The organism is Exiguobacterium sp. B2(2022), from assembly GCF_028823655.1.
Classification (GTDB): Bacteria; Bacillota; Bacilli; order Exiguobacteriales; family Exiguobacteriaceae; genus Exiguobacterium; species Exiguobacterium aestuarii_A.
In genome coordinates this window covers 18,093-43,284 of the sequence record NZ_JAPEHX010000020.1, presented here as the reverse complement: position 1 = coordinate 43,284, position 25,192 = coordinate 18,093, and the positions used below count along the sequence as shown (strand labels likewise).

The 25,192-nt window shown below is 47.8% G+C and carries 27 protein-coding genes and 1 other annotated feature; all 27 genes read left to right on the top strand.

Features of this window, described 5'->3' with window-relative positions; translation table 11 throughout:
• Positions 1–28 precede the first annotated feature (28 nt).
• The 27 genes from cysE to rpsS all read left to right on the top strand — a co-directional run bounded on the left by cysE (position 29) and on the right by rpsS (position 25,180).
• Complete coding sequence (cysE, locus tag ON063_RS05745) at positions 29–718, top strand: serine O-acetyltransferase (RefSeq protein WP_012727699.1); 690 nt, start codon at positions 29–31, stop codon at positions 716–718.
• The gene (gene cysS, locus ON063_RS05740; protein WP_274664498.1) at positions 687–2,084 is read left to right on the top strand and encodes a cysteine--tRNA ligase; all 1,398 of its coding nucleotides are present in this window, start codon (positions 687–689) and stop codon (positions 2,082–2,084) included. Before cysE ends, cysS begins: the two co-directional genes overlap by 32 nt.
• Positions 2,081–2,485, top strand: a complete 405-nt coding sequence (locus tag ON063_RS05735) for a Mini-ribonuclease 3 (RefSeq protein WP_274664497.1) — start codon at positions 2,081–2,083, stop codon at positions 2,483–2,485. The genes cysS and ON063_RS05735 overlap by 4 nt, the downstream gene beginning before the upstream one ends.
• Positions 2,486–2,594: 109 nt before the next feature.
• Positions 2,595–3,344 carry a 23S rRNA (guanosine(2251)-2'-O)-methyltransferase RlmB gene (gene rlmB / locus ON063_RS05730; protein WP_074032495.1) on the top strand — a complete coding sequence of 250 codons (750 nt, stop codon included), beginning with the start codon at positions 2,595–2,597 and terminating at the stop codon, positions 3,342–3,344.
• Positions 3,341–3,880: an NYN domain-containing protein gene (locus ON063_RS05725; RefSeq protein WP_214761567.1), complete on the top strand. Its 540-nt coding sequence runs from the start codon at positions 3,341–3,343 to the stop codon at positions 3,878–3,880. The genes rlmB and ON063_RS05725 overlap by 4 nt, the downstream gene beginning before the upstream one ends.
• A 209-nt stretch (positions 3,881–4,089) precedes the next feature.
• Complete coding sequence (gene sigH, locus ON063_RS05720) at positions 4,090–4,731, top strand: RNA polymerase sporulation sigma factor SigH (protein WP_031421852.1); 642 nt, start codon at positions 4,090–4,092, stop codon at positions 4,729–4,731.
• A gap of 87 nt (positions 4,732–4,818) precedes the next feature.
• Positions 4,819–4,965 (top strand): 50S ribosomal protein L33, encoded by a 147-nt coding sequence (rpmG, locus tag ON063_RS05715; protein WP_274664496.1) that lies wholly within the window; start codon positions 4,819–4,821, stop codon positions 4,963–4,965.
• Positions 4,966–4,999: 34 nt separating this feature from the next.
• Positions 5,000–5,170 (top strand): preprotein translocase subunit SecE, encoded by a 171-nt coding sequence (gene secE, locus ON063_RS05710; RefSeq protein ID WP_074032412.1) that lies wholly within the window; start codon positions 5,000–5,002, stop codon positions 5,168–5,170.
• A gap of 16 nt (positions 5,171–5,186) precedes the next feature.
• Positions 5,187–5,738, top strand: a complete 552-nt coding sequence (nusG, locus tag ON063_RS05705) for a transcription termination/antitermination protein NusG (protein ID WP_012727691.1) — start codon at positions 5,187–5,189, stop codon at positions 5,736–5,738.
• A 147-nt stretch (positions 5,739–5,885) separates the two neighbouring features.
• The gene (gene rplK, locus ON063_RS05700; protein WP_012727690.1) at positions 5,886–6,311 is read left to right on the top strand and encodes a 50S ribosomal protein L11; all 426 of its coding nucleotides are present in this window, start codon (positions 5,886–5,888) and stop codon (positions 6,309–6,311) included.
• Between the two features lie 94 nt (positions 6,312–6,405).
• Positions 6,406–7,092 carry a 50S ribosomal protein L1 gene (gene rplA / locus ON063_RS05695; protein ID WP_074032415.1) on the top strand — a complete coding sequence of 229 codons (687 nt, stop codon included), beginning with the start codon at positions 6,406–6,408 and terminating at the stop codon, positions 7,090–7,092.
• A gap of 59 nt (positions 7,093–7,151) precedes the next feature.
• Positions 7,152–7,305 (top strand) — a sequence feature (ribosomal protein L10 leader region).
• Positions 7,306–7,349: 44 nt separating this feature from the next.
• On the top strand, positions 7,350–7,856 hold the full coding sequence (rplJ, locus tag ON063_RS05690) for a 50S ribosomal protein L10 (RefSeq protein ID WP_214697119.1): 507 nt from the start codon (positions 7,350–7,352) through the stop codon (positions 7,854–7,856).
• A gap of 60 nt (positions 7,857–7,916) precedes the next feature.
• Positions 7,917–8,285 carry a 50S ribosomal protein L7/L12 gene (gene rplL / locus ON063_RS05685; RefSeq protein ID WP_074032420.1) on the top strand — a complete coding sequence of 123 codons (369 nt, stop codon included), beginning with the start codon at positions 7,917–7,919 and terminating at the stop codon, positions 8,283–8,285.
• A 79-nt stretch (positions 8,286–8,364) separates the two neighbouring features.
• Positions 8,365–8,961 carry a class I SAM-dependent methyltransferase gene (locus ON063_RS05680; RefSeq protein WP_074032423.1) on the top strand — a complete coding sequence of 199 codons (597 nt, stop codon included), beginning with the start codon at positions 8,365–8,367 and terminating at the stop codon, positions 8,959–8,961.
• Between the two features lie 193 nt (positions 8,962–9,154).
• Positions 9,155–12,703: a DNA-directed RNA polymerase subunit beta gene (rpoB, locus tag ON063_RS05675; protein WP_214697140.1), complete on the top strand. Its 3,549-nt coding sequence runs from the start codon at positions 9,155–9,157 to the stop codon at positions 12,701–12,703.
• Positions 12,704–12,725: 22 nt separating this feature from the next.
• Entirely contained in the window at positions 12,726–16,325 is a 3,600-nt protein-coding gene (gene rpoC, locus ON063_RS05670) for a DNA-directed RNA polymerase subunit beta' (protein ID WP_274664495.1), read from the top strand.
• Positions 16,326–16,615: 290 nt separating this feature from the next.
• Complete coding sequence (gene rpsL / locus ON063_RS05665; protein ID WP_012727683.1) at positions 16,616–17,038, top strand: 30S ribosomal protein S12; 423 nt, start codon at positions 16,616–16,618, stop codon at positions 17,036–17,038.
• 48 nt (positions 17,039–17,086) lie between these two features.
• Positions 17,087–17,554 carry a 30S ribosomal protein S7 gene (gene rpsG / locus ON063_RS05660; RefSeq protein ID WP_012727682.1) on the top strand — a complete coding sequence of 156 codons (468 nt, stop codon included), beginning with the start codon at positions 17,087–17,089 and terminating at the stop codon, positions 17,552–17,554.
• A 112-nt stretch (positions 17,555–17,666) separates the two neighbouring features.
• Positions 17,667–19,745 carry an elongation factor G gene (gene fusA / locus ON063_RS05655; RefSeq protein WP_214697122.1) on the top strand — a complete coding sequence of 693 codons (2,079 nt, stop codon included), beginning with the start codon at positions 17,667–17,669 and terminating at the stop codon, positions 19,743–19,745.
• 114 nt (positions 19,746–19,859) lie between these two features.
• The gene (gene tuf, locus ON063_RS05650; protein ID WP_214697124.1) at positions 19,860–21,047 is read left to right on the top strand and encodes an elongation factor Tu; all 1,188 of its coding nucleotides are present in this window, start codon (positions 19,860–19,862) and stop codon (positions 21,045–21,047) included.
• A gap of 108 nt (positions 21,048–21,155) precedes the next feature.
• Positions 21,156–21,665: a hypothetical protein gene (locus ON063_RS05645; protein WP_274664494.1), complete on the top strand. Its 510-nt coding sequence runs from the start codon at positions 21,156–21,158 to the stop codon at positions 21,663–21,665.
• Between the two features lie 377 nt (positions 21,666–22,042).
• Entirely contained in the window at positions 22,043–22,351 is a 309-nt protein-coding gene (rpsJ, locus tag ON063_RS05640) for a 30S ribosomal protein S10 (protein WP_074032438.1), read from the top strand.
• Positions 22,352–22,413: 62 nt separating this feature from the next.
• The gene (rplC, locus tag ON063_RS05635) at positions 22,414–23,040 is read left to right on the top strand and encodes a 50S ribosomal protein L3 (protein ID WP_074032441.1); all 627 of its coding nucleotides are present in this window, start codon (positions 22,414–22,416) and stop codon (positions 23,038–23,040) included.
• A gap of 28 nt (positions 23,041–23,068) precedes the next feature.
• On the top strand, positions 23,069–23,692 hold the full coding sequence (rplD, locus tag ON063_RS05630; protein ID WP_012727676.1) for a 50S ribosomal protein L4: 624 nt from the start codon (positions 23,069–23,071) through the stop codon (positions 23,690–23,692).
• Positions 23,692–23,973: a 50S ribosomal protein L23 gene (rplW, locus tag ON063_RS05625; RefSeq protein ID WP_026824834.1), complete on the top strand. Its 282-nt coding sequence runs from the start codon at positions 23,692–23,694 to the stop codon at positions 23,971–23,973. The genes rplD and rplW overlap by 1 nt, the downstream gene beginning before the upstream one ends.
• A gap of 34 nt (positions 23,974–24,007) precedes the next feature.
• Entirely contained in the window at positions 24,008–24,838 is an 831-nt protein-coding gene (gene rplB, locus ON063_RS05620) for a 50S ribosomal protein L2 (RefSeq protein WP_012727674.1), read from the top strand.
• Between the two features lie 66 nt (positions 24,839–24,904).
• On the top strand, positions 24,905–25,180 hold the full coding sequence (rpsS, locus tag ON063_RS05615; protein WP_012727673.1) for a 30S ribosomal protein S19: 276 nt from the start codon (positions 24,905–24,907) through the stop codon (positions 25,178–25,180).
• Positions 25,181–25,192: the final 12 nt, after the last annotated feature.

The following is a 25,192-nucleotide window of genomic DNA, read 5'->3' as shown; positions in this document are numbered from 1 at the left end:
TTTTGTATAAGAAAAGGAGATATCAATTATGGGATTTTGGAGCAGTGTGCGTGAAGACTTGCGGACTGTCTTGGAACTAGACCCTGCAGCCCGCTCGAAAGTTGAGGTGGCACTGACGTATCCGGGCCTACACGCCATATGGGCACATCGTATCGCGCACGGATTATGGAAGCGCAACGTGAAGCTGGTGGCCAAGCTATTAGCCCAGTTCAGTCGCTGGTTGACCGGGATTGAAATTCATCCCGGAGCAGTTCTCGGCGACCGTGTATTCATCGATCATGGTTTCGGTGTCGTCATCGGAGAGACGGCGATTATCGGAAACGACGTGACGATTTATCAAGGCGTCACATTGGGTGGAACGGGGAAAGAAAAAGGGAAGCGTCACCCGACGATTGGGAGTGACGTACTCATCTCAGCAGGGGCGAAAGTGCTCGGAAACATTACGGTTGGCGATTGCGTCAAAATCGGAGCGAGCTCTGTCGTCTTGAACGATGTACCGTCTGATTCGACCGTTGTCGGGATTCCAGGACGTGTCGTCATTCGAAACGGGAAGCGTGTGAAGCAACATGACCTCGATCATCGTTTCCCGGATCCGGACCGCGAGTGTCAAGAACGTTTAGAAGCGGCAGTGGATGAACTACAACAAAAATTAGCGACGCTTGAAAAGCGGATGGAGGAGAAAACGCATGATTCAGCTGTACAACAGTCTCACGAATAAAAAAGAACCGTTTGTCCCGATTGTTCCGGGGAAAGTATCCATGTATGTGTGCGGACCGACCGTCTACAACTACATCCATGTCGGGAATGCCCGTCCGGCCATCGCCTTCGATACGGTTCGTCGTTATTTGACATATCGTGGGTATGAGGTGAAATACGTCCTAAACTTCACGGACGTAGACGACAAGATCATTCGTACCGCGAACGAACTTGGGGAAGACACCGAGACGTTGACGAATCGTTATATTGAGGCTTATTTGGCCGATACGGGAGCATTGAACGTGCAACCGGCAGACGTTCACCCGCGTGTTACCGATACGATGGAAGAGATCATCGAGTTCATCCGTCAGCTAGAGACGGAAGGGTTCGCTTATGAATCAGAAGGCGACGTTTATTTCCGGACGAAGAAGTTTGAGACATACGGAAAGCTAAGTCAACAATCGATCGAAGATTTACGGGCAGGCTCGCGCGTCGATGTCGGCGAAAAGAAAGAAGACCCGCTCGACTTCGTTCTATGGAAGGCCGCTAAACCGGACGAACCTTCTTGGGATAGTCCGTGGGGCAAAGGGCGACCAGGTTGGCATATCGAATGCTCGGCGATGGCGAAAAAGCATCTTGGTGCAACGATTGATATCCATGCAGGTGGTCATGATTTAAAATTCCCACACCACGAGAATGAGATTGCCCAGTCAGAAGCTTGCAACCATGCGAAGTTCGCCAACTATTGGCTGCATAACGGATTCATCAACATTGAAAATGAGAAAATGTCCAAATCGCTCGGAAACTTCCTTCTCGTCCACGAAGCGCTGAAAGAAGTAGATCCAATGGTTCTTCGTTTCTTCATGTTGTCCGTCCATTATCGTCATCCGATCAACTATAGCCGTGAATTGATTGAACAGGCGGCAAACGGTTGGAGTCGAATCAAAGAAGCGTATCAAAACATCGAATATCGTTTATCGGTAACGGCTGGACTTGGTGAACCGAGCGAGTCGATGGAGCGGAAACTTGAAGCAATCAAGACGTCGTTCATCGAATCGATGGATGACGATATCAATACGGCCAATGCGATGACTGTCCTCTTTGACTTGGCACGAGAAGCGAACATTTACGCCAAGGCGGACCATGTGGCAAAAGCGACACTCGAACAAGTTCTCACGTTATTCGACGAATTGACAGGTGTGCTCGGATTGACGCTCGCTGAAGAGAAAGAACTGCTTGATGCTGAAATCGATCAATTGATTCAAGAACGAAACGACGCACGCGCAGCACGTAACTTTTCCCGGGCTGACGAGATTCGTGATTTACTGAAAGAACAAAACATCCAACTCGAAGACACGGCCCAAGGGGTTCGGTGGAAGCGGTTATGATGCAACCGGAACAAATGAATGCCCTCGCGCTCGCCTACATGGGTGACGTGGTATATGAATTGGCCGTACGAGAAAGACTGCTCGAGCAAGGGTTGACGCGACCGAACGATTTGCATCGAGGTGCCGTCCGTTATGTGAACGCGCGGGCGCAAGCGAGCGTCGTGACCTATTGGCTAGAGACGGACGTGTTGACGGAAGAAGAACAAGCCGTCGTCAGACGTGGCAAAAATGCGAAATCAGGCTCGATTCCGAAGCGGGTCGACGTCCATACGTATCGTTATTCCACAGCATTCGAGGCATTGATTGGCTATATCTACTTAACAGAAAGAAGGGATCGTCTTGAAGAACTCATCAAACAAGCGTTCGAACGACTCGAAGCCGAGTCGACCGAAACGACATGACGGAAAACGAGGTGCGGAAAAACGAACGTTTGACCGCCCACGTGGGGAACGTCCAGAGCGTTCGCGCCATCAAAAGTCGGAACGACCGGACTATAAGGAAGTAGACGTAATGGAGGAAGGGATCGATTTCCTTTACGGGCGAAACCCTGTACTCGAAGCACTTCGAAGCGGTCGCGACATGAACAAAGTATTTATCATGGAAGGGCAACAAAAAGGCCCGCTCGCTCAAATCATCGCGATGGCGAATGAAGCATCCGTCCAAGTGTCATTCGTACCGAAAACAAAGCTTGAGAAGATGGCTGGTAGTGAACATCATCAGGGTGTCGTGGCAGCCGTCGCGGCCTATGAATATAAAACCATCGAGGACATGTTCGCACTCGCCGCTTCAAAAGAAGAGACACCGCTCTTTATTTTGCTAGATGAACTCGAGGACCCACATAACCTCGGTTCCATTTTACGGACCGCGGATGCTGTCGGCGCACATGGAATCATCATCCCGAAACGCCGCTCGGTCGGTTTGACTCAAACGGTCGCCAAAGCGTCGACTGGGGCGATTGAGCATATCCCGGTTGCGCGCGTGACGAATTTGACGCGGACACTTGAAGAATTGAAAGAAAAAGGACTATGGGTCGTCGGGACCGATGCGAAAGAGAGTCAGGACTATCGTCGATTAGATGGGAATATGCCACTTGTCGTGGTCATCGGAAGTGAAGGAAAAGGAATGAGCCGTCTCGTGCGTGAATCATGCGACTTCCTCGTTCATTTACCAATGGTTGGTCATGTCACGTCACTCAATGCATCTGTTGCAGCGGCACTCCTTCTGTATGAAGTGCATCGCTCACGTAACCCGTTAGCATGAGTATTCAAAAACGCGAGCTCCTTCTTGTCGACGGATATAACATCATTGGGGCGTGGCCGCATTTAAGAAGTTTGCGCGATATGGATTTTGATCAAGCGCGCAATTTGTTAATTGAAGCGATGGCGGAATATCAGGCCGTATCTGGAAAAGAAGTCACCGTCGTCTTTGATGCCCATATGCGTTACGGTCGTGAATCGAAAGAAAAACGAAGTCGTGTCGATGTCGTCTATACGAAAGAGAACGAGACGGCGGACGAGTGGATTGAGCGACGAGCGCACGAACTGGTAGATAACCGACTCGTCACACTATTCGTTGCGACGAACGATTTCACCGAGCAGTGGGTCATTTTCGGCCAAGGTGCCTTACGAGTCCCCGCGACCGAGTTGTTAAAAGATTGGAAGCATGCCAAAACATTGATTGAGCAACAACGTCTCTCATTAGAGAAGGAACAATCGAATCGAAAAACGATCGATATTCCTCCGCATATTCAAGAACGATTTGAAGAAATGCGACGTCGTAAATCAAAAGGTGATTGAAATCACGGACGAGTTCATGAAATGGACTCGTCTTTGTTTCGATTTTGACATTTTTTTGCAAAGGAATGTTGTATACTATTACATATATGAGTTACACAGCATTTAATTGACGGAATTTTTAGAAATTTGTTTGACGCATAGGAGTAGGGGGTCCTATAATGGGACAAAACCTTACATAGTTCAGGATCAATCGCCGGGGGGTAACGAGCATGAACGGATGGCCGTACGAACAGTTTGAAAAAATGTCAGACGAAGAGTTGGTCTTATTGGCGCGCAACGAAGGGGATAGCGACGCGCTCGAGTTTTTGATTGAACGATACCGGTATTTTGTACGCGCGAAAGCACGTTCTTATTTCTTGATTGGTGCAGATCATGAGGACATCGTCCAAGAGGGCATGATCGGTCTTTATAAAGGGGTGCGGGACTATAAAGACGAGCGACTCGCCTCGTTCAAAAGTTTTGCTGAGATGTGCATCACTCGTCAGATGATCACGGCAATCAAGACGGCGACGCGTCAAAAGCATATTCCGCTCAACTCATATGTGTCACTCGATAAACCGATTTTCGACGAGGAATCCGACCGGACGTTACTCGATGTCATCTTGCCACCACATCCGACGGATCCACAAGAACTCATCGTGACACAAGAAGAACAGACGTTTATGGAAGCGAAGATGGATGAGATTTTGAGTGATCTCGAGCGGAAAGTGTTGCGTCTTTATTTAGACGGACGTTCTTATCAAGAGATTTCAGACGACCTCGACCGTCATGTCAAATCGATTGATAATGCGTTACAGCGTGTGAAGAAGAAATTCGAACGTCATGTCGACGTCCGGATGCTCACGAGCTAACCGATTATTGACCCCGTGCCTCCTATGTGATACTTTAAAAGCAGCGCCTTGTCCGTAGACGCCATTTACAGGAGGCGTTTTTTATGAATGGCAAAGAAAGTAAGTCTCGCTTGCTCAGAATGTGGGTCTCGGGAGTATTCGACGACAAAAAAAGATGGTGTGTCGACACGGCTTGAAATGAAAAAGTTTTGTCGCCGCTGTAATACGCATACGATGCATCGAGAATCAAAGTAACGTAGATTGGCATTCAATGTAGGAGGAAGCTACCATGAACTTTTTGCGCGACGTATGGAAAGAGTTGAAAAAAACGAGTTGGCCAACTCGTAAAGAACTCACGAAATATACCGTTACCGTCATCGCGACTGTTGTCGTGATTGGCCTGTTCGTGTTCGGCGTAGATACTGGAGTCAGCTATCTCGTCAATTTATTGATTAACTAAGGAAGAGGTGAAAGCCGTGGAGAAACAATGGTTTGTTGTCCAGACGTACTCAGGTTTTGAGAATAACGTCAAAGAAAACCTAGAACGTCGAATCGGTTCGATGAACATGGAAGATAAAATTTTCCGCGTCCTCGTCCCGACTGAAACGACGCAAGAAGAAGTCACATTAAAGAGTGGCGAAAAGAAAATTAAAGAGCGTGAAGTCAAAAGTTTCCCGGGCTATGTGTTCGTAGAGATGGTCATGACTGACGATTCATGGTATGTTGTCCGCAACACGCCTAACGTCACCGGCTTCCTCGGTTCAACGGGCGGCGGTGCAAAACCGATCCCGCTCCAACCGGATGAAGTGACAAACGTCTTGTCACAAATGGGACTCATCGAGAAGAAAGATCGTTACAACTACGAGCTCGGTGACCTTGTCCGCGTGAAAGAAGGCGCGTTCGAGAACTTTGAGGGGACAATCGACGAGATTGAAGCCGACAAAGAGAAGCTCAAAGTCGTGGTCGACATGTTCGGTCGCGAAACAAAAATTGAGCTTGATTTCGAACAAGTTCAGAAAATTAACTAAACCCACTTGCTAATCCGTGAAACGGATGGTACAATCGAAAATGTTTGATGTTGTGCTATATTTCGGTACAAACTCGACCTAATAGATTGAGTGGGAGGGCGCACAACGTCCAAGAAACCACATTTTAGACTTAAGGAGGTGTGTCTCGTGGCGAAAAAAGTTTCTAAACTCGTTAAACTTCAAATCCCAGCTGGTAAAGCTAACCCAGCACCACCAGTAGGTCCAGCACTTGGTCAAGCAGGTGTTAACATCATGGGATTCTGTAAAGAGTTCAACGCTCGTACACAAGACCAAGCCGGATTGATTATTCCTGTAGTCATCACGGTATACGAAGATCGTTCGTTTACATTTATTACGAAAACTCCACCAGCTGCAGTTCTCTTGAAGAAAGCTGCTGGTATCGAGAGTGGTTCTGGTGAACCAAACCGTAAGAAAGTAGCAACGGTTAAGCGTGACAAAGTTCGCGAAATCGCTGAACTTAAAATGCCTGACCTTAACGCATCATCTGTAGAAACAGCGATGCTTATGGTTGAAGGTACTGCACGTAGTATGGGTATTGTAATCGAAGACTAATTGTTAGTCTCTGGGGTTGTCGGTGAATACTGCTCACCTTCAATCCCTTCATTATGTGGGAGGAAATTCCGCTAACCACAAGGAGGAAAAGATCATGGGTAAAAAACACCAAGAAGCAGCTAAGCTTGTTGACCGCACGAAGTCATACGACCTCGCTGAAGCTGTCGAGCTCGTTCAAAAAACAGCTACTGCTAAATTCGATGAAACAATCGAAGTTGCTGTCCGTCTCGGCGTAGATCCGAAGAAAGCAGACCAACAAATCCGTGGTGCCGTTGTACTTCCACACGGTACTGGTAAAACACAAAAAGTTCTCGTCTTCGCAAAAGGTGAGAAAGTGAAAGAAGCGGAAGCTGCTGGCGCAGACTACGTTGGCGACGCTGAGTACATCAACAAAATCCAACAAGGATGGTTCGACTTCGATGTAATCGTTGCGACACCTGACATGATGGGTGAAGTTGGTAAACTTGGTCGTGTTCTCGGACCTAAAGGCCTCATGCCTAACCCGAAAACAGGAACAGTTACTTTTGACGTAGAAAAAGCAATCGCGGATATCAAAGCTGGTAAAGTTGAATACCGTGTTGATAAAGCTGGTAACATCCACGTTCCAGTTGGTAAGAAATCATTTGAAGCATCTAAACTTACTGAGAACATCGAGACAATCCTCGAAACACTCATGAAAGTGAAGCCTGCTACTGCAAAAGGAACTTACCTTAAAAACATCGCGCTTTCATCTACAATGGGTCCTGGGATCCGTGTAGCGACTGCGGATTTCCTTAAGTAATCTTGTTGAAATAAATTGTTGACAACGTGTGACGCCGCTGTTAAAGTAATACACGTTCAACCGAATATGTTGGATTACCGTAGACAGAAGGTGGACATCGGTCCGTAAACCCTTCCGAGGTGTCTTTGCTCGAACTTGAGCCTGTTGTCACAGGTTTACTTTCAAACAATTACGCCCTCGTATGTCTTCATACGAGGGATTTCTTTTGGAGAGCAGCCTCTCGTCCGGTATAAGAATTGACTAGGAGGTGCAAACACATGGCAAACGAAAAAATCGTAGCTCAGAAATCGGCACTCGTCGATGAAATCGCTGAGAAAATGCAAGCGAGCGTTGGAACAGTTGTTGTTGACTACCGTGGACTTACAGTTGAAGAAGTGACTACACTCCGTAAATCACTCCGTGACGCTGGAATCGAGTTCAAAGTTTACAAGAACGGTCTTCTTCGCCGCGCAGCTACTCAGTCGAACTTCGAAGGTCTTGACGAAGTCTTCACTGGTCCTACAGCAATCGCCTTCTCTAACGAAGACGTTGTTGCTCCAGCGAAGATCTTGAACGACTTCTCGAAAGAGCACAAAGCGCTCGAACTCAAAGGCGGAATCATCGAAGGCAAAGTGACTTCACTCGAAGAAATCAAAGCCCTTGCAGAACTTCCATCACGCGATGGTCTTCTCTCGATGCTTCTCAGCGTACTTCAAGCTCCAATCCGTGGGCTCGCAGTCGCAACAAACGCAATCGCAGAACAAAAAGAAGAGCAATCAGCTTAATTTTTGTCGCGTAGCGTAACTCAAAAAACTTTTTCACAACATCAAAGGAGGAAAACCATAATGGCTTTCAACAAAGAGCAATTCATCGAAGACCTCAAATCAATGACGGTTCTCGAACTTAACGAACTCGTAAAAACAATCGAAGAAGAATTCGGCGTATCAGCAGCAGCTCCAGTAGCAGTTGCAGGTGCTGGCGCAGGCGCAGCAGCTGAAGAGAAAACTGAATTCGACGTAGTACTCACAAACGCTGGCGCTGGTAAAATCAACGTCATCAAAGCTGTTCGTGAAATCACAGGTCTCGGCCTTAAAGAAGCAAAAGCACTCGTTGACGGAACTCCAGCTCCAGTCAAAGAAGGCGTTTCTAAAGAAGACGCTGAGTCAATCAAAGCTAAGCTTGAAGAAGCTGGCGCATCTGTTGAAGTTAAGTAATTCAACTTCACAACCTATAGAAGCTCGCCATGGCGAGCTTCATTTATTTCCTTGAAGAAAGGGTTAGGAGGTTCAACGCATGGGAGATCATTACTATACGAACGATCCACGTTCGGAAAGTGCCCCGGAGACATGGACGTACGAGTTGCGAGGGAAACAGTATCATTTCACTTCGGACCGCGGTGTGTTCTCGAAAGGATCAGTCGATTTTGGGTCGCGTCTTTTAATTGAGTCGTTTGAAGTGCCTGATGTCTCAGGACGTATTTTAGATGTAGGCTGTGGCTATGGTCCGATGGGGATCTCGCTTGCCGATGCCTCTGGGCGTGAAGCCTTGCTCATCGATGTGAATGAGCGTGCGCTGGCGCTCTCTGAGCAAAACGCCGCCCGTAATGGAGTGACGGTCGAAACACGACTTTCTCACGCGTATGACGCGGTGGGGGGAGAACGGTTTGCCGCCATTGTCACCAATCCGCCGATTCGTGCGGGGAAACAAGTCGTCCATACGATCTTGCGTGAAGCACATGCGCATTTGGTCGATGGAGGAGCAATCTATGTCGTCATTCAGAAAAAACAAGGAGCGCCTTCTGCTAAGAAGTTATTAGAAGAGGTGTTTGGTCAAGTCGAAACGATTGCGAAAGAAAAAGGTTACTTTATTTTCCGAGCAATTCGGTCTTGACAAACGGTGAAGTCTTGTTGACTCGCTATAACGTATATGCTAACATTATAAAATGCCATTGGAATGGAATTCGCTTGAAACTGCCGTGTCTGCTGCTTTTTAGAGACGGAAAACGAGCGACATTCAATGACAATGTTCGATTACTACGCCCGAAAAATTCGCTAAAGAATTGGGGGTCTGAGAGGTGAATCAGTTGACTGGTCAACTTGTTCAGTACGGTCGTCACCGTCAGAGAAGAAGCTTTGCCCGTATCAGTGAGGTATTAGAGCTTCCGAATTTGATTGAAATTCAAACTGCTTCTTATGAGTGGTTCTTGCGTGAAGGATTGAAGGAAATGTTCACGGACATTTCACCGATTTCCGACTTCACAGGAAACCTTGTATTGGAGTTCATCGATTACTCGCTCAGTGAGCCGAAGTATTCAATCGATGAATCGAAGGAGCGCGACGTTACTTATTCTGCGCCACTTCGCGTAAAAGTACGTCTCCAAAACAAAGAGACAGGTGAGCTTAAGGAACAAGAAGTATTCATGGGTGATTTCCCGCTCATGACAGAATCGGGAACGTTTATCATTAATGGTGCAGAACGCGTCATCGTTTCCCAGCTTGTTCGTTCACCGAGCGTGTACTATAACGCTAAACTCGATAAAAACGGTAAACGTGGATTTGGCGCAACCGTCATCCCGAACCGTGGTGCTTGGCTCGAACTCGAGACAGATGCCAAAGATATCGTTTATGTTCGTATCGACCGTACCCGTAAAATCCCGGTAACGGTGTTGTTGCGTGCCCTCGGATTCGGTACGGACCAAGAGATTATCGACCTTCTCGGGGATGACGAATACCTTCGTAACACCCTTGAAAAAGATAATACAGAGTCTACAGAGAAAGCGTTGATCGAGATTTATGAGCGTCTCCGCCCTGGTGAACCACCAACGGTAGAAAATGCGAAATCACTTCTCGTGTCACGTTTCTTCGACCCGAAACGTTATGATTTAGCGAACGTCGGTCGCTACAAGATGAACAAAAAGCTTCATCTTAAGAACCGTTTGTTCGGTCAAAAATTGGCGGAAACGCTCGTGGACCCAGAAACAGGCGAAGTACTCGCTGAAGCTGGAACAGTCCTCGATCGCCGCAACTTAGATCGTATCCTCCCACACTTGGAGAGCGGCCTCGGTTATGTCGATGCGGAACCAACTGGTGGTGTCGCTGAAGGTGAACCGTTCGGTCTTCAATCAATCAAAGTCATCTCACCAGATGACCCAGATGGAGAGCGTGTCTTGAACATCATCGGAAATGGCAATATCGACCGTAGTATTAAACATATTACGCCGGCTGATATTATCGCTTCAATCAACTACTTCTTCAACTTACTTCACGAAGTCGGAACAACAGATGACATCGACCACTTAGGAAACCGTCGTCTTCGTTCAGTCGGAGAACTTCTCCAAAACCAATTCCGTATCGGGCTTTCTCGTATGGAACGTGTTGTAAAAGAACGTATGTCGATTCAAGATCAAAACGCGATCACACCGCAGGCGCTTATCAACATTCGCCCGGTTATCGCATCACTGAAAGAGTTCTTCGGTAGCTCGCAATTGTCACAGTTCATGGACCAGACGAACCCGCTCGCTGAGTTGACGCACAAACGTCGTCTCTCTGCACTTGGACCGGGTGGTTTGACACGTGAGCGTGCTGGTTTCGAAGTTCGAGACGTTCACTATTCGCACTACGGTCGGATGTGTCCAATCGAAACACCAGAGGGACCGAACATCGGACTCATCAACTCACTCTCGTCTTATGCGAAAGTGAACGAGTACGGTTTCATCGAAGCACCGTATCGTCGCGTTGACCCGGAAACAGGTCTTGTCACTGGCGATATCCAATATATGACGGCTGATGAGGAAGACCTCTATGTCGTCGCACAGGCGAACATGCCGCTCACAGAAGACGGTCACTTTGCAGACGAACAAGTTCTTTGCCGTTTCCGCGGACAAAACTTGTCAGTTGAGCCAAGCCGAGTCGATTACATGGACGTTTCGCCGAAACAGGTTGTTTCTGCCGCGACAGCATGTATCCCGTTCCTTGAGAACGATGACTCGAACCGTGCCCTCATGGGAGCGAACATGCAACGTCAAGCAGTACCGCTTCTCCAACCAGATTCACCGATCGTCGGTACTGGAATGGAGTACGTGTCTGCGAAAGACTCTGGGGCAGCAATCGTTGCAAAATACCCAGGTGTCGTTGAGCGTGTCACAGCGCGTGAAATCTTGATCCGTCGTACGTCTGACGTTAACGGTTCTGAGGTTTCAGGTGATTTAGACCGCTACAAACTTCAAAAATATGTCCGTTCTAACCAAGGGACATGCTACAACCAAAAACCAATCATCGCAGCTGGCGACCGTGTCGAAAAAGGAGAAATCCTTGCAGACGGTCCGTCGATGGATATGGGTGAGCTCGCGCTCGGCCGTAACGTCGTCGTTGCCTTCATGACATGGGATGGTTACAACTATGAGGATGCGATCATCATGAGTGAGCGTCTCGTGAAAGATGATGTGTACACATCGATTCATATCGAAGAGTACGAGTCAGAGTCACGTGACACGAAACTCGGACCAGAGGAAATCACACGTGATATTCCAAACGTCGGAGATGACGCGCTTCGTAACTTGGACGATCGTGGAATTATCCGCATCGGAGCTGAAGTCAAGGATGGCGATATCCTCGTCGGTAAAGTAACACCTAAGGGAGTTACGGAATTGACGGCGGAAGAGCGTCTCTTGCACGCAATCTTCGGTGAGAAGGCACGTGAAGTACGTGATACGTCACTTCGTGTACCAAACGGTGGAGACGGAATCATCTTGGATGTCAAAGTGTTCGACCGTGAAAACGGCGACGAGTTGTCTCCAGGCGTCAACCAGATGGTACGTGTCTACATCGTTCAAAAACGTAAGATTCACGAAGGGGATAAGATGGCGGGACGTCACGGTAACAAAGGTGTTATCTCGCGGATCCTCCCTGAAGAAGATATGCCATACATGCCAGACGGTACACCGGTTGACATCATGCTCAACCCGCTTGGGGTACCATCTCGTATGAACATCGGTCAGGTGCTTGAACTTCACTTAGGGATGGCGGCGAAGAAGCTCGGCATCAAAGTGGCGACACCTGTATTCGATGGAGCGCGTGAGGAAGACGTATGGGCAACGATTGAAGAGGCTGGTATGGATAAAGATGCGAAGACGCGTCTCTATGACGGTCGTACGGGTGAACCGTTCGATAACCGTGTCTCTGTCGGTGTCATGTATATGATCAAACTCGCGCACATGGTTGATGACAAACTTCACGCTCGTTCGACTGGACCATACTCACTCGTTACGCAACAACCGCTCGGTGGTAAAGCACAGTTCGGTGGTCAGCGCTTCGGGGAGATGGAAGTTTGGGCTCTTGAAGCGTACGGCGCAGCCTACACGCTCCAAGAAATCTTGACAATCAAGTCGGATGACACGGTTGGTCGTGTGAAAGCATACGAGGCCATCGTGAAAGGCGAGAGCGTTCCGAAAGCGGGCGTTCCTGAATCATTCCGCGTCTTGATCAAAGAGCTTCAAGCGCTCGGTATGGAAGTCAAGATGATGTCAGCGGATGATGAAGAAGTCGAAATGAAAGATGAAGATGACGACAACATCCCGAACGCAACATCGGCGTTAGAACAAGTCGTTCAACCGACTGTTACGGAAGAGGAATAAGGCGAAAAGGGAGGTCGGCCCCTTGGTAGATGTTAATCGATTTGAATATATGAAAATCGGCTTGGCTTCATCAGAGAAGATCCGTTCGTGGTCTTACGGTGAAGTCAAAAAGCCGGAAACGATCAACTATCGTACACTTAAACCAGAGAAGGACGGATTATTCTGTGAACGAATCTTCGGTCCTACGAAAGACTGGGAATGTTACTGCGGGAAGTACAAACGTATCCGTTATAAAGGAGTCATTTGTGACCGCTGTGGCGTTGAAGTGACGAAAGCGAAAGTGCGTCGCGAGCGAATGGGCCATATCGAGCTCGCGGCACCAGTTTCGCACATCTGGTACTTCAAAGGAATTCCAAGCCGCATGGGGCTTGTTCTCGATATGTCACCACGTGCACTCGAAGAAGTGATTTACTTCGCTTCTTACGTGGTTACAGAGCCAGGTGATACACCGCTCGAGAAGAAACAACTTCTCTCGGAAAAAGAATTCCGTCTCTATCGTGAAAAATACGGTAGTGACTTCAAAGCAGACATGGGTGCTGAAGCCATCCGTACACTCCTTCAAGACGTCAATCTTGAAAAAGAAGTGAGCGAGCTTCGTGAAGAGTTGAAAACTGTCCAAGGTCAACGTCGTACACGTGCGATCAAGCGTTTGGAAGTTCTCGATGCGTTCTTCACATCAGGGAACAATCCGGATTGGATGATCCTTGAAGTACTTCCTGTCATCCCACCAGAGCTTCGCCCAATGGTACAGCTCGACGGTGGACGCTTTGCGACATCTGACTTGAACGACTTGTATCGTCGAGTCATCAACCGTAACAACCGTCTCAAACGTTTGCTCGACCTCGGCGCGCCGAACATCATCGTGCAAAACGAGAAGCGCATGCTTCAAGAAGCGGTTGACGCCCTCATCGACAACGGTCGTCGTGGTCGTCCGGTAACAGGTCCTGGTAACCGTCCGCTCAAATCACTTTCACACATGTTGAAAGGGAAACAAGGTCGCTTCCGTCAAAACCTTCTTGGTAAACGGGTCGACTACTCAGGACGTTCGGTTATCGTCGTCGGACCGAACTTGAAGATGTATCAGTGTGGTCTTCCAAAAGAGATGGCACTTGAGCTCTTCAAACCGTTCGTGATGAAAGAGCTTGTCGGTCGCGGCATCGCTTCGAACATCAAGAACGCAAAACGCAAAATCGAGAAGATGCAACCTGAAATCTGGGGCGTCCTTGAAGAAGTCATCCGTGAGCATCCGGTTCTCTTGAACCGTGCCCCGACACTTCACCGTCTTGGTATTCAAGCATTCGAACCGATTCTTGTTGAAGGTCGTGCGATTCGCCTTCACCCACTCGTATGTACGGCTTATAACGCCGACTTCGATGGTGACCAAATGGCCGTCCACGTTCCGCTTTCTGCAGAAGCACAAGCGGAAGCACGTCTTCTCATGCTCGCTGCACAGAACATCTTGAACCCGAAAGACGGAAAACCGGTTGTTACACCATCGCAGGATATGGTCCTCGGTAACTACTACATCTCACTCGAACGTGAAGACGCCGTCGGTCAAGGGAAAGTGTTCTCGAACGTCAACGAGGCGTTGATCGCTTACCAAAACGGATATGTCCACTTGCACTCGCGTGTGGCACTTCCGGCACGTACGCTCAACAACCCGACGTTCACAGACGAACAGAACGAGAAATTGCTTATTACGACTGTTGGTAAGATGATCTTCAACGAGATCTTGCCAAACACGTTCCCATACTTGAACGAGCCGACAATGGAAAACTTGCAGGAAGCAACTCCTGATAAGTACTTCATCGACAAAGGGGCGAACGTTGCGGAAGAAATCGCATCACGTCCAATTATCGACCCGTTCAAAAAAGGATTCCTCGGAAAAGTCATCGCGGAAGTGTTCCAGAAGTTTGAAACGACTGAAACAAGCCGCATGCTTGACCGCATGAAAGATCTCGGCTTCAAACACTCGACGAAAGCCGGTGTGACAGTTGGGATCGCCGACATCATCGTACTTCCTGATAAACAGGAAATCTTGGATGAGGCACAAAAACAAGTCGACCAAATCATGAAGTCGTTCCGTCGTGGTCTCATCACAGAAGATGAGCGTTACGAGCGCGTTGTACGTGCTTGGAACGAAGCGAAGGATGAAATTCAATCTCGATTGATGAAATCCCTCAACCGCTTGAACCCGATCTTCATGATGTCTGATTCTGGTGCCCGTGGTAACGCATCTAACTTTACGCAGCTTGCGGGTATGCGTGGTTTGATGGCCGCTCCATCTGGTCGCATCATCGAACTTCCAATCAAATCGTCGTTCCGTGAAGGTCTGACGGTTCAAGAGTACTTCATCTCGACTCACGGGGCTCGTAAAGGTCTTGCCGATACAGCCTTGAAGACAGCCGACTCAGGTTACTTGACGCGTCGTCTCGTTGACGTTGCGCAAGATGTCATCATCCGTGAAGAAGATTGTGGAACAGACCGCGGGATCCGTGTATCTGCACTCCGCGAAGGTACGGAAGAAATCGAAAACTTGTACGACCGTCTCGTCGGACGTACATCGTTTGAAACAGTCACACACCCTGAAACGGGCGAAGTGTTGATTGATAAGAACGAATTGATCACAGAAGACATCGCACGCGTCATCGTTGATGCAGGTGTCGAGCAAGTAGAAATCCGTACAGCCTTCACATGTAACACGTCACACGGCGTATGTAAGAAGTGTTACGGACGTAACTTGGCTACTGGATCAAACGTTGAAGTCGGGGAAGCCGTCGGTATCATCGCCGCACAATCAATCGGTGAGCCAGGAACGCAGCTTACAATGCGTACCTTCCACACAGGTGGGGTTGCCGGAGACGATATCACACAAGGTCTTCCACGTATCCAAGAGGTATTCGAAGCCCGTAACCCGAAAGGTCAAGCGGTCATCTCGGAAATCTCTGGTACGGTCATCGACTTCACGGAATCGCGTGACAAACGTGAACTCACGGTCGAAGGATTCAGTGAAACACGTTCTTACACGATTCCATTCGGAGCGCGTCTCCGTGTTCAAATCGGCGATACAGTAGAAGCCGGTGAAGTCTTCACGGAAGGTTCGATCGATCCGAAAGAATTGCTCGCCGTCCGTGGTGTGTCTGGTGTTCAGAACTATCTTCTCCAAGAAGTTCAAAAAGTATACCGGATGCAAGGGGTAGAAATTGGTGACAAGCACGTTGAGGTTATGGTTCGCCAAATGCTTCGTCGTGTCAAAGTCATCGAGTCTGGTGACACACCACTTCTCCCAGGTTCACTTGTCGACATCAGCGTCTTCAAAGAAGCGTGTAAAGATGCGATTCGTGACGGAAAACACCCAGCGACTGCAAAACCAGTCCTTCTCGGGATCACGAAAGCATCGCTTGAGACAGATTCGTTCCTCTCAGCGGCTTCGTTCCAAGAAACGACTCGTGTCTTGACAGATGCGGCAATCAAAGGGAAACGCGACTATCTCCTCGGACTCAAAGAGAACGTCATCATCGGTAAACTCGTTCCAGCTGGTACTGGAATGGCTGTCTACCGCGATGTTGAACTTAAAGAAGATGAGGTGCCAGTTGCACTCGAAGATACAACCGTCGAGTAAAATACGTCTTGACAGCGCAGGTTGGCGGTGCTACTATGATTTAGTGCCGCCAATCGGTTGTTGTCGATGACAACGATGTCCAGCAGTCGGCAAGCTACTTGGACGTCCATCCGAACTTTCTACGGGAAGGTTTGGCTGCTACAATTGCCACTTTCAAGGTATAACTCACGTTTTTGCGAGGTCATGGAATGCCTACGCCTCGTAAAAGCGTTTCGTTATGACCTTAAATGAACCACCCGGGTCGGTGGGACTAGAAAATAGCAACATTCAGGAAGGGAGGATCTTCAAAGATGCCTACTATTAACCAGTTAGTCCGTAAAGGACGTAAATCGAAAGTCGTTAAATCTGACTCTCCAGCACTTAACAAAGGTTACAACAGTTTCATCAAGTCACAAACAAACGTGAGCTCACCACAAAAACGTGGTGTTTGTACACGTGTTGGTACAATGACTCCGAAGAAACCGAACTCGGCGCTTCGTAAGTATGCTCGTGTTCGTTTAACTAACCAAATCGAAGTGACTGCGTACATTCCAGGTATTGGCCACAACCTTCAAGAGCACAGCGTTGTTCTTATCCGTGGAGGACGTGTAAAAGACTTACCAGGGGTACGTTACCACATCGTTCGTGGTGCGCTTGACACTGCAGGTGTTGATGGACGTATGCAAGGCCGTTCTAAATACGGTACGAAGCGTCCGAAAGCTGCGAAGAAGTAATTCTCGCCAACTAAAATACAATTGAAATTTTGAAAGGAGGGTACTCGGATGCGTAAAAACCGTGCAGAACGTCGTGACGTTATCGCAGATCCGATCTACAACTCGAAATTGGTAACTCGCCTCATTAACCGTGTCATGTTAGACGGTAAAAAAGGTACAGCTCAAACTATCATTTACAACGCATTTGGCATCATCGCTGAACGCTCAGGCAAAGAGCCTATGGAAGTGTTCGAAGAAGCAATGAACAACATCATGCCTGTACTTGAAGTTAAAGCACGCCGTGTAGGTGGAGCTAACTACCAAGTTCCTGTTGAAGTTCGTCCAGAGCGCCGTACAACACTTGGTCTTCGTTACCTCGTGAACTACGCTCGTCTCCGCAACGAAAAAACGATGGAGCAACGTATCGCGAACGAAATCATGGATGCAGCCAACAACACTGGTGCGTCTGTTAAGAAACGCGAAGACATGCATAAGATGGCAGAAGCAAACAAAGCGTTTGCTCACTATCGTTGGTAATTTAATCGTAAAGTCCACTCCGCCAAGCATGGCTTAACGGAGTGGCTTTCGGGTATAATCATATCGTGTGCGCGCACACGAAAATCAAACATGCGGAAGGAGAATACCCAGTATGGCAAGAGAATTCTCCCTAAAGAATACTCGTAACATCGGGATCATGGCTCACATCGATGCCGGTAAAACGACAACAACTGAACGTATTCTTTATTACACAGGTCGTATCCACAAAATTGGTGAAACGCACGAAGGTGCTTCACAAATGGACTGGATGGAGCAGGAGCAAGAGCGTGGAATCACGATCACTTCAGCTGCGACAACTGCACAGTGGAATGGCCACCGTGTAAACATCATCGATACACCTGGACACGTAGACTTCACAGTAGAAGTTGAACGTTCACTCCGTGTACTTGATGGTGCTGTTGCTGTACTTGACGCTCAGTCAGGTGTAGAACCACAAACTGAAACTGTATGGCGTCAAGCGACGACATATGGTGTACCACGTGTCGTATTCGTCAACAAGATGGATAAAATCGGCGCAGACTTCTTGTACTCTGTGAAGACGCTCCACGATCGTCTTCAAGCGAACGCTTACGCGATCCAACTCCCAATCGGAGCAGAGGACGATTTCAAAGGGATCATCGATCTCGTTGAAATGAAGACTTACATGTACAACAACGACCTCGGTACTGACATCGAAGTAACAGATGGCTTCCCAGCTGACATGGCTGACCAAGCTGAAGAACTTCGCGGTCAATTGATCGAAGGTGTTGCTGACTTCAACGAAGAGTTGATGATGAAGTACCTTGAAGGTGAAGAGATTTCAATCGATGAATTGAAAGCTGCAATCCGTCAAGCGACACTTAGCGTTGAATTCTACCCTGTACTCGTTGGTTCTGCCTTCAAGAACAAAGGTGTTCAGCTCATGCTTAACGCCGTTGTTGATTACCTCCCATCACCAGTTGATGTTGAGTCAATCAAAGGGATCAACCTCGATACAGAAGAAGAAATCACGCGTGAGCCTTCTGACGAAGCTCCATTCTCAGCACTTGCGTTCAAAGTTATGACTGACCCTTACGTCGGTAAATTGACGTTCTTCCGCGTGTACTCTGGTACAGCTGAAGCAGGATCATACGTGAAGAACTCGACTAAAGGGAAGCGTGAGCGTCTCGGTCGTATCCTTCAAATGCACGCAAACAGCCGTGAAGAGATTCCAATGGTATACGCTGGTGACATCGCCGCTGCTGTTGGTTTCAAAGACACGACTACTGGTGACACGCTTTGCACAGAGAAAGATAACATCGTTCTCGAGTCAATGACGTTCCCAGAACCAGTTATCTCGGTTGCAATCGAGCCTAAATCGAAAGCAGACCAAGATAAGATGGGTCAAGCTCTTGCGAAACTCGCAGAAGAAGATCCAACATTCCGCACTGAAACAAACCCTGAGACTGGTCAAACGATCATCTCTGGTATGGGTGAGCTTCACCTTGATATCCTCGTTGACCGTATGCGTCGCGAATTCAAAGTAGAAGCTAACGTTGGTGCACCACAAGTTGCTTACCGTGAAACAATCCGTGGCGCTGCGAAGATCGATTCGAAATTCGTTCGTCAGTCTGGTGGACGCGGTCAGTACGGTCACGTTGTCGTAGAATTCGAGCCGAACGAAGAAGGCGCTGGATTCGAGTTCGAGAACAAGATCGTCGGTGGTGTTGTACCACGTGAATACGTCCCAGCTGTTCAAAACGGGATTGAAGAAGCCCTCGAAAACGGTATCCTCGCTGGTTACCCAGTAGTTGACGTTAAAGCTCGCCTCGTATTCGGATCGTACCACGATGTCGACTCGAACGAGATGGCGTTTAAAGTTGCTGCTTCGATGGCGGTTAAACAACTTAAGGACCAAGCGAAAGCTGTCATCCTTGAGCCAATGATGCGTGTTGAAGTTGTTATCCCTGAAGAATACATGGGTGACATCATGGGTGACGTAACGTCACGCCGTGGACGCGTAGAAGGTATGGAAGCTCGCGGTAACGCACAAGTCGTTAAAGCGATGATTCCACTTTCAGAAATGTTCGGTTACGCAACATCACTTCGTTCACGTACACAAGGACGTGGAACGTACTCGATGCACTTCGATCACTACGAAGAAGTACCGAAATCAATTGCTGAAGAAATCGTCAAAAAAGCGAACGGCTAATAACGGTTGTATCGCTAGATTGATTGTTGTAAGCTAAGGAGGACGTATGTTAAAAGTAACCTACGTCTTCCTAGTTAAATAAAAACTAATCGTTTAATAGAGGAGGAATCTAGAATGGGTAAAGAAAAATTCGACCGTTCTAAACCGCACGTTAACGTTGGTACAATCGGCCACGTCGACCACGGTAAAACAACTTTGACTGCAGCAATCTCTGCTGTACTTTCACGTGCACAAGGTAAAACAGCTACTAAGTTTGACCAAATCGATGGTGCTCCAGAAGAGCGCGAGCGCGGTATCACAATCGCAACAGCTCACATCGAGTACGAAACTGACAAGCGTCACTACGCACACGTTGACTGCCCAGGACACGCTGACTATGTTAAAAACATGATCACTGGTGCTGCTCAAATGGACGGCGCGATCCTCGTTGTATCTGCAACAGATGGCCCAATGCCACAAACACGTGAGCACATCCTTCTTTCACGTCAAGTAGGTGTTCCTTACATCGTAGTCTTCATGAACAAAGTTGACATGGTAGACGACGAAGAGCTCCTCGAACTCGTTGAAATGGAAATCCGTGAACTTCTTTCTGAATACGACTTCCCAGGCGACGACCTCCCTGTAATCAAAGGTTCTGCACTTGGCGCACTTAACGGTGAAGCTCAGTGGGAAGAAAAAGTTATGGAACTCATGAACGCTGTTGATGAGTACATCCCAGAACCAGTTCGTGACACAGACAAAGACTTCATGATGCCTGTTGAGGACGTATTCTCAATCACTGGTCGTGGTACTGTAGCGACTGGTCGTGTTGAGCGTGGTGTTCTCCGCGTCAACGACGAGATCGAAATCGTTGGTCTTACAGAAGAAACTAAGAAAACTGTATGTACTGGTGTAGAGATGTTCCGTAAGCTTCTTGACTATGCTGAAGCTGGCGACAACATCGGTGCACTTCTCCGTGGTGTATCACGTGACGACATCGAGCGTGGACAAGTACTTGCTAAGCCAGGTTCAATCACACCACACTCAAAATTCAAAGCATCAATCTACGTTCTTTCTAAAGAAGAGGGTGGCCGTCACACGCCATTCTTCGCGAACTACCGCCCGCAGTTCTACTTCCGTACAACTGACGTAACAGGTATCGTTCACCTTCCAGAAGGTACTGAAATGGTAATGCCAGGAGACAACATCGAGTTGACGATCGAATTGATTTCTACAATCGCGATCGAAGACGGTACACGTTTCTCTATCCGTGAGGGTGGCCGTACTGTAGGTGCTGGTTCAGTAACAGAAATCATCGAGTAATCGATTGATTCAACTGAACAACTTCAAGCAGTCCGCAATATGCGGGCTGCTTTTTTGTGTTTCTGGATGAGCGTGGTAAGATGAAGCATACGAGAAAGGAGTGACGTCATGTTGAAACAATTGGAGACGATTTGTCGCTTGAATGGAATCGCATATCGTATCGGTGGTTCGCAACTGTTAAAGCATCATGGCATTGTCGACGAAACGAATGACATTGATGTTTTCGTAGAGCCCGATCAGTTTGAACGGTTAGACCAGATCTTGAGTCGTGCTGGAGAGAAACAATCATCTGAACCACATGAGGCGTACTTGACGACGTACTTTGGGGAGTATGTTTTCGAGGGGACCGACGTAGATGTCATGTCCAGTTTTCGCATGAAGTGTACTGACGGCATCTATACACATCCTTATATAGAAGCAGAAGGGAACTGGATGCACCTCGAAGAATGGATTGTCCTTTATACAGTCATCGGTAGAGAGGATAAACTGACGCGTCTGGCTCGCTATTTTGAGACACACGATATAAATGAAGGAATTGTTCATGCATGTTTAAGAAGAGCCCCACAATCGGTCGTAGAAGGGGTAACGGAGCGATTTGGAGAGATGATGAAACGCTAGGTCGAGTTGACATGGGACTTCGTTTGAAAAATAGTTCAATAAAAGAATGAATTTTCTCTTGCAAAAGCTCGCGAATCTTGTTACATTAGGGAACGTTGAGCAACTCATCAGACAACCAGCAACTTCAAAAATCTAATCTTGCATTCCATGACCAGATTAGATATAATGATTAAGTGTTTGTGCGAGTGGTGAGAGACTTTACAGCAGAAAACGGGTCCAATCGTTGATTCGCAATGATCGGATGCCTCTGCTGACACAAGCACGCTGCGTTGAAGCGGGAGGTTATGACACGCCAGGCAGCATTGCCATGGCCGGTGTGGAAATTTCCGCGGAGAATTGTCTATTTTTAAAATAGGCGACAAAGGAGGGAAACAAACATGGCAAATGAAAAAATTCGTATTCGTTTAAAAGCATATGACCATCGCGTTCTCGATCAATCAGCTGAGAAGATCGTTGACACTGCGAAGCGTTCAGGTGCAAAGGTATCGGGTCCAATCCCGCTCCCAACTGAAAAATCGGTTTACACGATCCTTCGTGCGGTTCACAAGTACAAAGATGCTCGTGAGCAGTTCGAAATGCGTACACACAAACGCTTGATCGACATCGTAAACCCAACACCGAAAACAGTCGATTCGCTTATGCGTCTCGAGTTACCATCAGGTGTAGACATCGAAATCAAACTTTAATTCTTCATATAGTAGATACTAGCCAGAAGAGACAATTAATTATTTAACAGGAGGTGTATCTCATGGCTAAAGGAATCTTAGGAACAAAACTTGGTATGACTCAAATCTTCAACGAAGCAGGCGAAGTTGTACCGGTAACAGTAGTTGCTGTAGAAGGTAACGTCGTTCTTCAACTTAAAACAGTTGATACAGACGGTTACGAAGCAGTTCAACTTGGTTTCGGAGACATCAAAGAATCACGTCAAAACAAACCATCAAAAGGTCACGCTGCGAAAGCAAACGCGACACCTAAGCGCTTCATCAAAGAAGTTCGTACTTCAGTAGAAGGATACGAAATCGGTCAAGAGATTAAGGCAGACATTTTCGCTGCAGGTGAATTAGTAGACGTTACAGGTACATCGAAAGGTAAAGGATTCCAAGGTGCGATCAAGCGTCACGGACAATCACGTGGACCAATGGCCCACGGTTCGCGCTACCACCGTCGTCCTGGTTCGATGGGTCCTGTCGCTCCTAACCGCGTATTCAAAGGGAAACTTCTTCCTGGTCAAATGGGTGGAGAGCGTAAAACAATTCAAAACCTTGAAATCGTTAAAGTTGATGTGGAACGCGGCCTTCTCCTCGTGAAAGGTGCTATCCCAGGCGCTCGTAAATCGAACGTCATCATCAAATCAGCGGTCAAAGGTAACTAATTAACTGCACGGAAAGGAGGAATTACGAATGCCTAAAGTAGCTTTGCTTAACCAAACAGGTTCACAAGTTGGCGAAATCGAATTGGCAGAAGCCATCTTCGGAATCGAGCCAAACGAATCAGTACTTTACGACGCAATCGTCATGCAACAAGCATCACGCCGTCAAGGTACTCACGATACGAAAGGTCGCTCGGAAGTACGCGGTGGCGGCCGTAAACCATGGAAACAAAAGGGAACTGGTCGTGCGCGCCAAGGTTCTATCCGCTCACCACAATGGGTTGGTGGTGGTACAGTCTTCGGTCCAACACCACGTTCATACTCTTACAAACTTCCTAAGAAGGTTCGTCGTTTAGCGCTTCTCTCGGCTCTTTCGTCGAAAGTACAAAACAACGAAATCATCGTCCTCGAAGGCCTTGCTTTCGATGCACCAAAAACAAAAGATATGGCTGCTGTACTCAACAGCTTATCAGTAGAACGTAAGGCTCTTGTAGTCACAGCGGACTACAATGAGACTATCGCTCTCGCAGCTCGTAACATCCCAGGAGTGACTGTGATCGACGCAGCAGGCGTAAACGTTCTTGACCTCGTTGCTAACGACAAAGTCATCTTCACTAAAGATGCGGTTGCGAAGGTAGAGGAGGTGCTTGCATAATGGCTCAAGCATACGATATCATCAAACGTCCGATCATCACTGAGCGTTCAGTTAGCCTCATGGAAGCTAACAAATACGTTTTCGAAATCGACGTAAAAGCGACTAAATCGCAAGTGAAACACGCTATCGAAACAATCTTCAATGTGAAAGTTGCTTCGGTAAACACAATGAACTACAAACCGAAAGCGAAACGTGTCGGTCGTCACGCTGGTTACACAGCTCGCCGTAAAAAAGCGATCGTAACTCTTGCAGAAGGCAACACAATCGACTTCCTCGGTTAATTAACTACCTTAGAAGAAAAGGAGGGAATCCTCGATGGCAATCAAAAAGTTTAAGCCGACCACTAACGGTCGTCGTAACATGACATCTCTCGACTTTGCAGAGATCACAACGAATCGCCCTGAAAAATCGTTAACTGAAAAGCTTTCGAAAAAAGGCGGACGTAACAACCAAGGTCGCTTGACTGTTCGTCACCAAGGTGGCGGTCACAAGCGTAAATACCGTATCATCGATTTCAAACGTAACAAAGATGGCGTTGCAGGACGCGTAGCAACGATCGAATACGATCCAAACCGTTCAGCAAACATCGCACTCATCAACTATGTAGATGGTGAGAAACGTTACATCCTCGCTCCTAAGGGCATCAAAGTAGGCATGGAAATCATGTCTGGTCCTGAAGCGGATATCAAAGTGGGGAACGCTCTTCCACTCGTAAACATCCCTGTCGGTACAACAATCCACAACATCGAGCTTAAGCCTGGTAAAGGCGGTCAGCTTGTTCGTGCGGCTGGTGCATCGGCACAAATCCAAGGACGTGACGGCAAGTACGTCATCGTTCGTCTTCAATCAGGTGAATCACGCTTGTTCCTCGGCACTTGCCGCGCGACAATCGGTTCAGTTGGTAACGAAGAACACGAACTCGTAAACATCGGTAAAGCAGGACGTTCACGTTGGTTAGGCAAACGCCCAACAGTACGTGGTTCTGTAATGAACCCGGTTGATCACCCACACGGTGGTGGTGAAGGTCGTGCGCCAATCGGTCGTTCGGGCCCACTTACTCCTTGGGGTAAACCAGCTCTTGGTCTTAAGACTCGTAAGAAAAACAAATCGAGCGACATGTACATCCTTCGTCGCCGTAAGAAATAATTACTACATGATTCTCGGGCGGTTCGAAAGGGCCGTTCCCGAATCATTCCAAAGGGAGGTTCTAACATGGGTCGCAGCTTAAAAAAAGGTCCATTCGCAGATCACCACTTGCTCGCTAAAGTTGACAAACTCAACGAATCTGGTGAGAAGCAAGTCATCAAAACTTGGTCACGTCGCTCGACGATCTTCCCAGAATTCATGGGTCACACGTTCGGTGTGCACGATGGTCGTAAACACGTACCAGTATTCGTGACAGAAGACATGGTTGGTCACAAACTTGGTGAATTCGCTCCAACACGCACGTACAAAGGTCACGGATCAGACAAGAAAACGAAACGGTAATTTGAGGGGAGG